We start from the raw sequence: 12,927 nt of genomic DNA, 5'->3' as shown, positions 1-12,927 counted from the left end.
GGGGCAGCGCACGGGCCTGTGGATGGGGGTGGGCGGCAGCTTTGACGTGTGGGCCGGAGTCAAGACCCGGGCACCCCGCTGGATGGGCAGGCTGCACCTGGAGTGGCTCTACCGGCTGATTCAGGAGCCGAGCCGCTGGCGTCGCATGCTCGCCCTGCCCCACTTCGTGTGGAAGGTGCTGCGTCAGGGCTGAGGATCAGCGGAAGCCCACGGAGGCCTGCCACACGAAGGCGAGCAGCAGAAAGAAGAAGGGGATGATCGGCAGGATGTCCACCAGGGGACCGAAGGCCTGGTAGGCCTCAGGCAGCTGGGCCAGGCTGGAGCCCGAAAGGTGGTGCATTGAAGCGTGAGCCAGCAGCGCGGAGACGACCATCCCTGCAGATCCATCAGCGAGAGGCGGACGCTACCACGTGTGGGCGGCCTCAGAGTGCGGTTCCCAGGGAGCGAAATCCTCTGCAAAACAGCCCTCGCGGATCGCCTGGGCCATGGCGTTGCTGAACCGCTGCAGCTGGGTGATGTTGTGGAGGCTGAGCAGGATGCGGGCCAGCATCTCGCCAGCGCGGATCAGGTGGTGCAGGTAGGCCCGGGTGTGGCTGCGGCATGCGGGGCAGGGGCAGCCGCTGTCGAGGGGGGTGTGGTCGTGGCGGAAGCGGGCATTGCGCAGATTCCAGCGTTCGCCACCCACCAGCGCCGTGCCGTGCCGGCCCAGCCGGGTGGGCAGCACGCAGTCGAACAGATCGAAGCCATGGGCCACGGCCACGGCCATTTCCCGCAGGCTGCCCACCCCCATCAGGTAGTGGGGCGTGTGCTCGGGCAGGAGCGGGCCCACCTGGCGCACGATCCGATGCATCTCCTCCACCGGTTCACCCACGCTCACCCCACCCACGGCGATGCCGGGCAGGTTCATCGAGGCCACCACCCGGGCTGACTCGGCCCGCAGCCGCGGGTAGCAGCCGCCCTGCACGATGCCGAACAGGGCCTGGCCGGGCTGCTGATGGCTGGCCAGGCAGCGCTCCAGCCAGGTGTGGGTGCGGCGGCAGGCGGCCTCCACCTCGGCCTCGCTGGCCGGGTAGGGGGGGCACTGGTCGAAGGCCATTGCCACGTCGGCGCCGAGGGCCATCTGGATCGCCATCGCCCGCTCCGGCGTGAGCACGATGCGGTTGCCGTCCCGGGGCGAGCGGAAGGTCACGCCGTCGTCGTCGATGCGGTTGATGCCGGCGAGGCTGAACACCTGGTAGCCGCCGGAGTCGGTGAGCAGGGGGCCGGACCAGCCCATGAACCGGTGCAGGCCGCCTGCTTCGGCCACGATCGCCTCACCGGGCTGCAGGTGCAGGTGGTAGGTGTTGGCCAGCACCATCTCCGCCCCGGTGGCGGCCAGCTGGGGGGGCATGACCCCCTTCACCGTGGCCAGGGTGCCCACCGGCATGAAGCGGGGCGTGGTCACCGGACCGTGGGGGGTCTGGAAGCAGCCACAGCGGGCCCGGGTGCGGGGACAGCGGGCTGTGGCCGTGAAGTTAAAGGGTGGCGGTGTGAAGCTGATGGGGCCGCGCCGGCGATGCTCCGACGCTAGAGGTCGTCTGCCTGTGTCCAGGGAACCCCGCCACACTTCCCGCTCCGCGCCCGACTGGCTGCGGGACCTGGCCGGCGCCTGGATCTTCTACACCGTGCTGCCGGGCTGGCCCTGGATCCGCCCGCGCTTCGAGCGCATCGCCCGCTTCGCGCCGCTCATCGGCCTGGTGCTGGGCGGTCTGCAGGCCCTGGTCTGGCTGGGCACCGCCGGCTGGCTGCCGCTGGGGGCGCAGGTGCTCCTGGTGATCGCCCTCGCCCTGGGGCTCAGCGGTGGGCTCCACCACGACGGCGCCCTCGACACCGCCGACGGTCTGGCGGCCGGCCCCCGGGCCCTGGAGGCCATGGCTGACAGCCGCGTGGGCGCCGCCGCCGTGCAGGCGGCCCTGCTGCTGGCTCTGCTGCGGGGGGCCGGCCTGGTGTGCCTGGCGGGCGCGGCCCCCATGGCCCTGCTGTGGACGGGCTTCTGGGGGCGGCTGTCGCCGCTGCTGGCGATGGCCCGCTTCCCCTACCTGCGCCAGGATCCCGCCGCCGGCGGCAGCGCCGGGTTCCACCGCCGCCACTGGCGAGGCCTGCGCCGGGAGCTGCTGCCGGCCCTGCTGGCCGCGGCACTGGTGGCTGGCCTGGTGCTGGTGCTGGATCCGCCCCGGGCCCCGGCAGCGGGGAGCTTCGGCTGGCTGCCGCTGCTGGGGCTGGTGCCCGCCGTGCTGGTGCCGTTCTGGCTGGGGCGCCGCCTCGGCGGCCACAGCGGCGACAGTTACGGCGCCTGCGTGGAGTGGAGCGAGGCCCTGGCCCTGCTGCTCATGGGGCTGGTGCTGCGGGCGCTGGCAGGCTGAGGCAGAAGGCATTGCCGTGCGCCGGCAGGGCAGGGTCAAGGTCTGCCGGGGCGTTGCACAGCACCAGCTCGCCGCCGAGGTGGCGGGCCAGATCGGCGGCCAGCGCCAGGCCGAGGCCGCTGCCGGGCTGGGCGGCGCCCGCTGTGCCCCGCTCCCCCCTGCGAAAAATCCGCTGGCGCTCCGGTGCAGGGATCGGTGGCCCCCCGTCCCACACCACCAGCTGCCAGCCCCCTGCTGGCGTTGGCCGACACTGCAGCCCCACCGCCGAGCCGGAGGGGCTGTAGCGAAAGGCGTTCTCGAGCAGGTTGGCCACGATTTCAGCCACCGCCCCGCTGTCGCCCTGCCACTGGGGCAGGGCCTGGGGCCCCTGCCAGGGGCGCCCCTGCAGGGCCGCGGTGGCGCAGGCCCGCTGCACCAGGCGCTCCAACAGGTCCGCCAGGGGCTGGCTGGCGGACCCGCCGAGGCTGGGCGGCAGCAGCAGCGGCCCCGGTCCAGGCTCCTGGGCCGGCTCGAGGTTGCCACCGCCGAGGCGATCGATGGCGTCCACGTAGCGCTGCAGCTGCCGCTCCTCCTGCAGCAATCCCTCCACCAGAGGGCGGTTGCGCTCATCCCCGTCCAGCCGCCGCAGCAGCAGCTGACCGAAGGTGCGCAGGGCGGCGAGGGGATTGCGCAGTTGATGCAGCAGCACGGTGAGTTGCTCGTGCTGGGCGAGCAGCTGCTGTTGGAGGCGCTGTTGCTCCAGGTCGAGGCAGAGCCCCTCGGTGAGGCAGAGGGCCACGGCCTGCAGGCGCTGGCGCAGCGGCTCGGGCCAGGGCAGCGCCGCGGTGTCGACCTGCAGGGCACCCAGTAGCACACCGCCGTGACGCAGCGGCAGCCAGCGGCGCAGATCGGCCACGGCGGTCAGCGGATTGTCGAGGGCCACCGCCGCAAGTGTGCGATTCGCCATCGGCCACTGGCCCACCGGCAGGAGCTGGGGGCTCTTGCCCTCCTCCACAGCTGCCACGTACACCACCAGCGAGGTCACGTCGGGCCGGTCGGCGAACTGGGCGAGCTGGAACTGCAGCAGGCTGAGAAAGCGCTTGGAGACAGCCATCACCTCGGCCCCGGGCAGCAATTCAGAAACAAATTTGGCGGAACGTGAAGCAAACCGAGAAAAGAAGCTTAATATCTCGGTATCGACCACTACTCCCTGAGCCGTCCTGGGCCTGGAGCAGCGTCTGGTCCGCTTCAGTTGCGCTTTTGCTCAAACGAAGCTACAGCAGTGGCAGGGCAGTCCGTCCAACGGTCCGTCCCTCCTGCTGGGTTCCGCGCCTTAAGGGCTTTGCGGAATCTGCCGACGCTGCTCTGCCAGTTCTGCGGCCACGGTCGGTTGCGCCACCCTTTGGATGCTGCCCAGCGTCCATTCAGTCCGCCAGCCCCAGGGCTTCCGGGTTCACCCCTTCCGGCCTCCATGCGCCGGTTCCCTTCCCTCGGTTCCCCGCCGCCGGTCCATGGCCATCGGGTCCTCCCCGCCCGGCCTCTCCAGTCCCCTCTCTCTCCCCGCCGCGGGAGCTGCCTCCATGTCGAAGAAGCGCAAGCGGATCAGCCGCCGTCGTCTTGCCGGTCAGCGCGTCCTGGCCCATGTCTCCACGTTCAACCTGGAGACCGGCTCCCACAAGCCCGTGACGGCTGCCCGCCGTTACATTGCCGAACAGGCTCTGGTGCCGCCGGCCCTGCTCAACGTGCGCCGCAACGAGCACACCACCGACCGCTTCTTCTGGGGTGAGAAGGGCCTGTTCAGCGCCCAGTACGCCGAGGAGAACCACTTCCTGTTCCCATCGCTGCGCTCCATCGTGGACAGCATCGGTGAAGAGGTGCTGTTCGAGGGCATCGAGGCCCTCGCCTCCGACGACTGGGAGGAGATGGAAGAGTACGAATACGCCTTCGTCTGATCCACACCTGCTTCTGAGTCAGCTCAGGCCTCCATCCAGGCGTCCGTGATGGCGCTGCGGATGGAGGGAATCAGGGCCATGTCGATCGTGTGGCCGCCCGGGAAGCCCAGCAGTTCCACGCCATGGCCGCCCGCGCTCAGCAACCTGGCCAGCTCCACGCTGGCGGCGTAGGGGACCACCTGATCCTGTTGGCCGTGGGTGAGCAGCACCGGGAAGCCATGTCCGCCTGCGCCTCCCGGCCGGTCTCCGCCGCCGGGTTGCCAGTCGGGGTGGGGGTAACCGCTGCATGCCACCACCCCCGCCACGGCCAGGCCAGCACCGCCGCAACTCACATCCAGGGCCATGGCGGCACCCTGGGAAAAGCCCAGCAGCACCGTGCGCCCCAGCGGCACCTCCTGACCCAGGTCCTCCAGCCGCTGGCGCAGGTTCTCCAGGGCCCCAGGCAGTTCCGGCCAGCCGCTCTGCTGCAGGTCGTACCACTGGCGGCCCATGCCGCTTGGGTGCAGGCCAGGGGCCCGCAGGGCCACCACGCTGGTGTCTGAGTCCACCAGCAGGTCGGCCAGATCGAGCAGATCGTCGGCGTCGGCGCCCCAGCCGTGCAGCAGCACCAGCCGCCGATCGGCGCTGCTGGGTCCCCGACGCAGCAGCGCCTCGGCCGGTGGCTGTTGGGGTGCGGGCACGACGGTGGCGGGACGGGGCTGGCGCCAGGAGTCTGGGCCACGGCCCGCTGCGTAGGTTGGCCTCCTGCCCCTCCCCAGCTGCCGCCATGGCCCCCACGGCTCTCCTGAGCGTGTCCAACAAGGACGGTCTGGTTCCCCTGGCCCAGGGCCTGATCGCGGCGGGCTACCGGTTGATCTCCAGCGGTGGCACCGCGGCGGCGCTGCAGACCGCGGGCCTGGCGGTGACCCGCGTGGCCGAGCACACCGGCGCTCCGGAAATCCTGGGGGGCCGGGTCAAGACCCTCCATCCCCGCATCCATGGCGGCATCCTGGCGCGGCGCCAGGACCCCTCCCACCAGGCGGATCTGGACGCCCAGGCCATCGATCCGATCGACGTGGTGGTGGTGAACCTCTACCCCTTCCGCGAAACGGTGGCCGACCCGGCCGTGCCGTTCGACACCGCCATCGAGACCATCGACATCGGAGGGCCGGCCATGGTGCGGGCTGCGGCCAAGAACCATGCCGATGTGGCGGTGCTGACCAGCCCCCAGCAGTACGCCGCCTTTCTCGAGGCCCTGGCCGCCGGCCCCCTCAGTCATGATCTGCGCCGCCGCCTGGCCCTGGAGGCCTTCGCCCACACGGCCGCCTATGACGCGGCGATCAGCCGCTGGCTGGCCGAGCGCCTGGCCGCTGAGCCGGAGGCCCCACCAGCGGCTCAGCCAGAGCCGGAAGCCACAGCTGAGCCCCTGCAGCTGGCGCTGCCGGCTCGCCAGGCGCTGCGCTACGGCGAAAACCCCCACCAGCCGGCCACCTGGTACAGCGCCGCCACCGCCGGCTGGGGCGCGGCGCGGCAACTGCAGGGCAAGGAGCTCAGCTACAACAACCTGATTGATCTCGATGCCGCCCTGGCCACGGTGCGGGAGTTCGGCTATGGCCTGGCTGCCCAGCCCGCGGCGGTGGTGGTCAAGCACACCAACCCCTGCGGTGTGGCCACCGGCAGTGGCTGCGCCGATGCTCTGCACCGCGCCCTGGAGGCCGATCGCGTGTCGGCCTTCGGGGGCATCGTGGCCCTTAACACGCCGGTGGATGGCGACGCTGCCGCCCATCTCACCAGCCTCTTTCTGGAGTGCGTGGTGGCCCCGGCGTTCGAGCCTGAGGCCCTGGAGCAGCTGAGCGCAAAGGCCAACCTGCGCCTGCTGCAGCTGGCCCCCGANGCGATCGAGCGGGCCCCACGCCAGCAGCTGCGCACGGTGCTGGGCGGGGTGCTGGCCCAGGAGCTCGACGATCTGCCGGCCGAGCAGAGCAGCTGGCAGGTGGTGAGCCAGCGCCAGCCCACGCCCCAGGAGCTCGCCGACCTGCGCTTCGCCTGGAAGCTGGTGCGCCACGTGCGCTCCAACGCCATCGTGGTGGCCCGGGACGGCCAGAGSSTGGGGGTGGGCCTCGGCCTGCAGGGGATCACCAAGAACTTCCTCAGCGGCCTGATCATCATTTTCGAGCGACCGATCCAGGTGGGCGACTTCGTGGAGATCGGCGACCTGCAGGGCAGCGTCGACAGCCTCGGCCTGCGCAGCACCAAGGTGACCACCCTGGACGGGGTGACGATCATCGTGCCCAATTCGGAATTCCTCGAATCGCGGGTGGTGAACTGGAGCCACGGCAGTCCGGTGTCGCGGCTGCAGGTGCCGGTGGGGGTGGCCTACGGCTCCGACACCTCGGCGGTGCGCGACGCCCTGATCACCGCCTGCCAGGGCAACCGGGCCGTGCTGATGACGCCGGCACCCCAGGTGTTCTTCAGCAGCTTCGGGGATAGCTCCCTCAACTTCACCCTGCTGGTGTGGACCCGGGAGCCCCGCCGCCAGTACGAGATCGTGAGCGACCTCAACTTCCGCATCGAGGCGATCCTGCGGGCCCAGGGGATCACCGTGCCCTTCCCGCAGCGGGACCTGCACCTGGGTGGGGAGGGGCTGCGGCTGCAACTGCCACCGGCCCTGGAAGCAGCGCTGCAGGCGCTGGTGGACCGCCGCGAGCCCCCCCCGGAGCCCTGAGCATCGAGTGGCTGCCGCGGCAGCGGAGCCAAGAGGATGGCGCCATGGAGAGGAGCGCCCTTCTCAGCCCCTGTGGCCGTTACCGCTACACCCTCTGGCGCCGCTGGGAGGCCAGCGGCGGCGTGCTGATGGTGATCGGCCTCAACCCCAGCAGCGCCGATGCCGTGCGCGACGATCCCACCCTGCGGCGTTGCCTGAGCTTCGCCCGCGACTGGGGCTTCGGGGCTCTCTGCCTCACCAACCTGTTCGCCTTGCGGGCCACCCAACCGGCCGCCATCAAGGCTGCGGCCGATCCCGTGGGACCGGACAATGACCGGCAGCTGCGAGCGATGGCCCAGGCGGCAGACCTGAAGCTGGCCGCCTGGGGCGTAGGCGGCCAGTACAAGGGGCGCGCTGCCGCAGTGGCGGCGAAGCTGACAGGCCTGCACTGCCTGCGCCTCAGCCGGGATGGCCATCCCATGCACCCGCTGTTTCTGCCCAGGGGACTGGAGCCGCAGCCGTGGTCGCCAGCCGGTATGCCCCCAGAAGCATGAAGGAATCGATCGATGCGAGGCCGCTGGACGCTTCCTCCAACCGACACCTCTAAACTAGGTTTGCCAAGCAAAAGTTACCTCCAAGAATTACCAGATGCTTTCGCAGGTTCGCCAGCGATCTTGAGAGCGGCAACTTCAGCATGGCCAAGTCAAGACGTCAGGAGAACTCCCATGATCAGCATCGACAGCAGTCAGGCCCATGTCCTGAGTGTGCGCCTTGAGGGGCTGATTGAGAAAGCCGATATTCAGACCATGGAGAAAGCCTTTGAAGCGGCCTTCGCCAGCCAGGATCGCGTCAATCTGATCGTGGACATGGCGCAGTGGTCGGACATGACAGCCGATGCCATGGCCGCGGATGCCCGCTTCGAGTTCAGCCAGCTCGACAAGATGGAGCGGGTGCCGCGCATGGCCATCATCTCGACCAAGCAGTTCATGCAGGCCCTGATGTCTCTGGTGCACGCGTTGATGCCGATGGTGGACATCAGGATGTTCGCCCCCGAAGCGATGGACGCCGCTGTCGCCTTCGCGGCCGAACGGCCTGCAATCGCGCCCGCGCCGAAACCAGCCCTGACGCTGATCGAGACGGGCAGCCCCAGCCTCATCGCCTACGAATTGGATGGCACCATCAGCGAAGACGACATCGACACCGTGATGCCGGTGTTGAACAAGATGTTCGCCCAACACGAGCAGATCGACCTGCTGGCGCGCATCAAGAGGTTCCACGGCATCGTGCCCACCTTGCTCACCAACACCTCTCTGCTCTCCGCCAAGTTCACGGCCATCGGCCACGTGCGCCGCTACGCCATCGTCGGGGGACCCGGCTGGCTGGGCACGTTGACGCAGATGATGGGCTCCATGCTGCCGATCAGCATGCGCCACTTCAGCGCCGAGCAGGAAGCAGACGCCTGGGCCTGGCTGAAGTCTTGATCAGCTTGGTTGCTCAGGACTCTGCGCAGAGATGGCCGTGCAGATAGGCCGCCAACTGCTGAATGAACTCCTCGGTCTTTCTTGGCCTGTAGGCCCGCTCGACGTGCACGGCCTGCACCGGGAAGCTCTGCAGGGGGTGGGCGGGCAGCAGGCGGCGAACCTCGCCCTGGCCCAGGGCTTCGCGGAACACCCAGGCGGGCCCGAGGTGAGCGCCCACTCCATCCTGCACCAACTGACGGATGGCGTTGACGCTGTTCACGGTGATGTTGCTGCGCATCCGGGTGTGGGAAAACCTGCGGCCATCGGCAAACACAACGTCGCTTCTGGCCTGAACGGGGGAATAGAGGATGAAGTTGTGGTCGCTGAGGTCGTCGGGATCCTCAGGGGCGCCATGGCGTTTCAGGTAGCTGTCGCTGGCCACAAGAACGCGGGGAACCTCGCCGATCGGCCTGGCAATAAGACTTTAGGTCGGCATCGATCCAATGCGGACGGCCACATCGATGTTGTCTTCCACCAGATTGGCGAAGTGGCTGCTGAACAGCAGCTCCACAGAGAGCTCCGGCGCCCGTTGCAGCATCTCCTGGACGACGGGAACCACGAATTCAGCACCGAAATCCACCGGCGCGCTCACCCTGAGCGTGCCCCTGAGCAGCTCAACACCGCTGGTGAGTTCCTCCTCCAGGGCAATCTCTTCATCCAGCAGTTGGCGCAGGCCTTCGTAGTAGCGCTGCCCGAGGTTGGTGGGCCGGGTGTGGCGCGTGGAGCGGTGCAGCAGTTTCACCTTGAGGCGTTTCTCGAGGGCCACCATCTTGCGGCTGAGCGAGGAGGGCTCCAGATGCAGCTGTTCGGCCGCCTGCTTGAAGCTGCCCGCCTCGACGATCTGAAGAAAGAGCTGCTGCAGGCTGTGCATGCTTCTTGCACTCAGCGCAATTTGTAAATAACATTCTCCCCACTACCCCCATTTCTGTCAACTAACTAGGTTGGCGTCGTCAGCGGAATCGCCATGTCCAGTTGTGATCTCAAGAACGCCGTCGTGCTGATCGCCGGTGGCGCCAAGAACTTAGGAGGCTTACTCAGCCGCGACTTCGCCAGCCATGGCGCCAACATTGTGGTGCATTACCACAGCCAGGCCGCTCAACAGCAGGCCGAAGCCACCGTGCAGGCCGTGCAGGATCTGGGCCGTGAGGCCTTCGCCATCCAGGCCGATCTCACAGCAGCAGCGACGGTTCAACGGATGTTCGAGCAGGCCAGGGATCGCTTTGGCGGTGTGGATGTGGCGGTGAACACCGCGGGCATGGTGCTGCGCAAACCGATCGTGGACACCACCGAGGCGGACTACGACACGATGTTCGACATCAACGCCAAGGCCGCTTACTTCTTCATCAAGGAAGCAGGACGCCAGCTCAACGACAACGGCAAGATCATCACGATCGTGACCTCGCTGCTGGCGGCCTTCACCGACGGGTACGCCACCTACGCGGGCAGTAAATCGCCGGTGGAGCACTTCACCCGAGCCGCGGCCAAGGAATTTGCCGCCCGCGGCATCTCGGTCACGGCGGTGGCCCCCGGCCTCATGGACACACCCTTCTTCTATGGTCAGGAAACACCCGAGCGGGTGGGATTCCACAAGTCCCAGGCGATGGGGAATCAACTCACCCAGATCGAAGACATTGCCCCGATCGTGCGCTTCCTGGCCACCGAGGGCTGGTGGATCACCGGCCAGACCATCTTCGCCAACGGCGGCTACACCACCCGTTGAGGTTCATCCCATGCGTCAGCAGTTCTGCAGCGTCTGGCCGGCAACCCTGGCCGGCATGCTCGTCTTCGCCGCCATCCCCCAATGTGGCCGCGCCCAACCACCTGCGGCCGGCCTGGTGCTGCCCCCGGGGCTCCACTGGCCCAGGCGCTCCCGTCGGATCCAGGGGCGGTGGTGCGTCAGTTGCTGGAAGCGATGGCCAGCAACGATCCCGCACGGATCAGTGCCCTGTTCGCCGCCAACGCCTCCCAGGCCTACGGCAGCGGCCCTGCCAAATCAGGCGAGGATTTTTTCCGCTGGCTCGACAGTGACATCATCGAGCGGGGCGGACGCGTGAACGACCCGCAGGTGGTGGTGACGGGTAACGACGTGGTGGTGACCGGCCAGTACAACAGCAGGGGTTATACGAGCCGGGCAGACTTCCTGTTCCGCGTCGAAGACGGGCGCATCGTCAGCTGGCGCATGCGATACTGATCCAGCCCGCTTCAGCCCAAGCCCTCCAGCCGTCCCCGCGCCAGCGCGGCCTGGGCTTCGGCCTCGGCCAGGTTGGCGCGGCACTCGGCCACCACCTCAGGCGGCGCCTTGCCGGCGAAGTTGGGGTTGGCGAGGCGACCGGCCAGGCCCTTGATCTCCTTCTCGGCCTTGGCGATGTCCTTTTCCAGGCGGCCGCGCAGGGCGGCCAGGTCCACCAGGCCCTCGATCGGCAGCAGCACCTGGAGTTCCCCGCTCACCGCCGCCAGGCAGCGCTGGGGCCCCGCCGCCTGGGCTTCAGCTGCATCGCCTGCCGCGGCGCCCGGATCGCGCACCTCCACCGAGGCGGCGCGGGTGAGGGCGGTGATGTCGCCGGTGGCCTGGCGCAGCACCGCCGCCAGCTCCGGCCGGCCGGTGAGGAACACCACCGGCGCACTCTGGGACGGCTTGAGCCCCGCCAGGGCGCGCAGGTTGCGCACCACCCGGATCGCCTCGATCAGCTCGGCAAACTGGGCTTCGAGGGCATCATCCAGTGCGGCTTCGTTCACGTCGGGCCAGAGCTGCAAGGCCAGGAAGGTGCCGTCCGCCTCGCCGGTGACCCCGTGCCAGAGCTCTTCGCTCAGGTGCGGCATCAGGGGGTGGAGCAGCACCAGCAGTTCCGCCAGCACCTTGGCCAGCACCTGGCGGGCGACCCGCTGATCGGCCAGGGCTTCAGCGCTGAGGGGCTCCCCTTCAACGGCGGGGCGGGGATTGAGGCGGCGTTTGAGCAGCTCGATCGTCCAGTCGCACACTTCATTCCAGGCGAACTCGTAGAGCCCCTTGGCCGCCTCACCCAGGCCGTAGCTGCCATAGCGCTCGGCGGTTTCGCAGTTCACCCGGGCCAGGCGGGAGAGGATCCAGCGGTCGGCGAGGGTTAACGCGGCCGGATCGGGCTCGCCGAGGCTGGCCGGGGTTTCACCGCCCAGGTTGAGCAGGGCGAAGCGGGTGGCGTTCCAGAGCTTGTTGGCGAAGTTGCGGGCCGCCTCCACCGTGGCTGAGCTGCCACTGGCGCGGTCGTAGTCGAGGCGGATGTCCTGGCCGGCGCCGGCCACCTCGCGCACCAGGGCGAAGCGCAGGGCATCGGCGCCGTTGCGCTCGATCAGTGGCAGCGGGTCGATGCCGTTGCCCGCTGATTTGCTCATCTTGCGGTTGTTCTCATCGCGCACCAGGCCGTGGATCATCACGTCGGCGAAGGGCATGCGGCCGGTGAAGGCGCCGGCCAGCATCGTCATCCGCGCCACCCAGAAGAAGATGATGTCGAAGCCGGTCACCAGCACGCTGGTGGGATACCAGGCGGCCAGATCGGCGGCGTTCTCATCGGGCCAGCCCAGGGTGGAGAAGGGCCAGAGGCCGCTGGAAAACCAGGTGTCGAGCACGTCGGGGTCCTGCTCCAGCTGCAGTGGGCGCCCGGCGGCGCGGGACGCCGCACCGAACTGGTGCTCGGCTTGGCGGCGCGCTTCGGCGTCATCGCGGGCCACCACATAGGGCGTGGCCTCGGTGATCACGCCGCCGGTTTCACTCACCACGAACCAGGCGGGGATGCGGTGGCCCCACCAGAGCTGGCGGCTGATGCACCAGTCGCGGATGTCGGTGAGCCAGTCGCGGTACACCTTCTCCCAGCGCTGTGGCACGAAGCGGGGGGCGCCGCCATCGAGGGCCTCGCGGCAGCGGGCCGCCAGGGGCTCGGCCCGGGCAAACCACTGGGTGGAGAGCAGCGGCTCCACCGGCACCTTGCCGCGATCGGAAAAGGGAACGCTGTGGCGGTGGGGCTCCACCTTCACCAGGAAGCCCTCGGCCTCCATCGCCGCCACCACCGCCTGGTACAAGCTCCGGGATCGGTTCGGGATTTAGCGGAAGGCAGGAAGTGAAAGATGCGGGGGAAATGATTTCCCCCGCGCCCCCTCGAAATTTTGGTGGGGCGCGGGGAGGATCATCCTCCCCGCATCGTCCTCCCATGAAACGCTCGCCCTTCACCATCCTGCTCGTGGCGGTCGTCGTCTTCGACCTCGTCTTCCTGATGCTGCCCAACATCGTCGTGGCGCTGATGTCGTTCACGGCGGGCAATCTCGTCACCTTCCCGCCCTAGCGCTTCTCGCTTCGCTGGTACGAGGCCCTCCTGACCCGTCCGGAGTTCATGGCGGCGTTGCAGCGCTCGCTCTGGGTG

13 protein-coding genes and 2 pseudogenes are annotated in these 12,927 nt (G+C 68.8%); 9 read left to right on the top strand and 6 right to left on the bottom strand.

Annotated elements, in window-relative coordinates; all coding sequences use genetic code 11:
* A partial coding sequence (locus tag IQ216_RS05785) for a WecB/TagA/CpsF family glycosyltransferase (RefSeq protein WP_193814717.1) occupies positions 1–193 on the top strand: 193 nt, incomplete at its 5' end.
* A 3-nt stretch (positions 194–196) separates the two neighbouring features.
* On the opposite strand, the gene IQ216_RS05780 is transcribed toward IQ216_RS05785, so the two are convergent.
* Positions 197–340: a photosystem II reaction center protein K gene (locus IQ216_RS05780; protein WP_186700813.1), complete on the bottom strand. Its 144-nt coding sequence runs from the start codon at positions 338–340 to the stop codon at positions 197–199.
* A gap of 63 nt (positions 341–403) precedes the next feature.
* Positions 404–1,444: a tRNA guanosine(34) transglycosylase Tgt gene (gene tgt, locus IQ216_RS05775; RefSeq protein WP_370566626.1), complete on the bottom strand. Its 1,041-nt coding sequence runs from the start codon at positions 1,442–1,444 to the stop codon at positions 404–406.
* On the opposite strand from tgt, the gene IQ216_RS05770 reads away from it, so the two are divergent.
* Positions 1,425–2,402 (top strand): adenosylcobinamide-GDP ribazoletransferase, encoded by a 978-nt coding sequence (locus IQ216_RS05770; RefSeq protein ID WP_193814716.1) that lies wholly within the window; start codon positions 1,425–1,427, stop codon positions 2,400–2,402. The genes tgt and IQ216_RS05770 overlap by 20 nt on opposite strands.
* Here the strand turns inward: IQ216_RS05770 and IQ216_RS05765 are convergent.
* On the bottom strand, positions 2,368–3,495 hold the full coding sequence (locus IQ216_RS05765; RefSeq protein ID WP_193814715.1) for a sensor histidine kinase KdpD: 1,128 nt from the start codon (positions 3,493–3,495) through the stop codon (positions 2,368–2,370). The two genes, IQ216_RS05770 and IQ216_RS05765, sit on opposite strands and share 35 nt — an antisense overlap.
* Positions 3,496–3,961: 466 nt before the next feature.
* On the opposite strand from IQ216_RS05765, the gene IQ216_RS05760 reads away from it, so the two are divergent.
* Entirely contained in the window at positions 3,962–4,333 is a 372-nt protein-coding gene (locus IQ216_RS05760) for a DUF3155 domain-containing protein (protein WP_186697401.1), read from the top strand.
* A gap of 23 nt (positions 4,334–4,356) precedes the next feature.
* Here the strand turns inward: IQ216_RS05760 and IQ216_RS05755 are convergent, their stop codons facing one another.
* Positions 4,357–5,013 carry an alpha/beta hydrolase gene (locus IQ216_RS05755; protein WP_370566625.1) on the bottom strand — a complete coding sequence of 219 codons (657 nt, stop codon included), beginning with the start codon at positions 5,011–5,013 and terminating at the stop codon, positions 4,357–4,359.
* An 86-nt stretch (positions 5,014–5,099) separates the two neighbouring features.
* On the opposite strand from IQ216_RS05755, the gene purH reads away from it, so the two are divergent.
* From purH to IQ216_RS05740, 3 genes are all read left to right on the top strand, one after another.
* Positions 5,100–7,037, top strand: a complete 1,938-nt coding sequence (gene purH, locus IQ216_RS05750; protein WP_193814714.1) for a bifunctional phosphoribosylaminoimidazolecarboxamide formyltransferase/IMP cyclohydrolase — start codon at positions 5,100–5,102, stop codon at positions 7,035–7,037.
* 44 nt (positions 7,038–7,081) lie between these two features.
* Entirely contained in the window at positions 7,082–7,570 is a 489-nt protein-coding gene (locus tag IQ216_RS05745; RefSeq protein ID WP_193814713.1) for a DUF1643 domain-containing protein, read from the top strand.
* 171 nt (positions 7,571–7,741) lie between these two features.
* Complete coding sequence (locus IQ216_RS05740) at positions 7,742–8,497, top strand: STAS/SEC14 domain-containing protein (protein WP_193814712.1); 756 nt, start codon at positions 7,742–7,744, stop codon at positions 8,495–8,497.
* A 13-nt stretch (positions 8,498–8,510) separates the two neighbouring features.
* On the opposite strand, the pseudogene IQ216_RS05735 reads toward IQ216_RS05740, so the two are convergent.
* Positions 8,511–9,407: pseudogene (locus IQ216_RS05735) on the bottom strand (LysR family transcriptional regulator).
* A 93-nt stretch (positions 9,408–9,500) separates the two neighbouring features.
* Between IQ216_RS05735 and IQ216_RS05730 the strand changes: the two are divergent.
* A complete protein-coding gene (locus IQ216_RS05730; RefSeq protein WP_193814711.1) occupies positions 9,501–10,256 on the top strand; it encodes an SDR family oxidoreductase in 756 nt (251 codons plus the stop codon).
* A 168-nt stretch (positions 10,257–10,424) separates the two neighbouring features.
* A complete protein-coding gene (locus tag IQ216_RS05725; RefSeq protein ID WP_193814710.1) occupies positions 10,425–10,727 on the top strand; it encodes a nuclear transport factor 2 family protein in 303 nt (100 codons plus the stop codon).
* Positions 10,728–10,738: 11 nt separating this feature from the next.
* On the opposite strand, the pseudogene IQ216_RS05720 reads toward IQ216_RS05725, so the two are convergent.
* Positions 10,739–12,583, bottom strand: a pseudogene (locus tag IQ216_RS05720) (class I tRNA ligase family protein); the annotation flags it as partial.
* Positions 12,584–12,717: 134 nt separating this feature from the next.
* Here IQ216_RS05720 and IQ216_RS14440 point away from each other — a divergent pair.
* A complete protein-coding gene (locus IQ216_RS14440) occupies positions 12,718–12,849 on the top strand; it encodes a hypothetical protein (protein WP_255510582.1) in 132 nt (43 codons plus the stop codon).
* Positions 12,850–12,927: the final 78 nt, after the last annotated feature.

It is taken from the genome of Cyanobium sp. LEGE 06143 (genome assembly GCF_015207535.1).
Lineage (GTDB): Bacteria > Cyanobacteriota > Cyanobacteriia > PCC-6307 > Cyanobiaceae > NIES-981.
The sequence above is the reverse complement of the archived record's forward strand: the minus strand, read 5'-3'. Positions and strand labels throughout refer to the sequence as shown.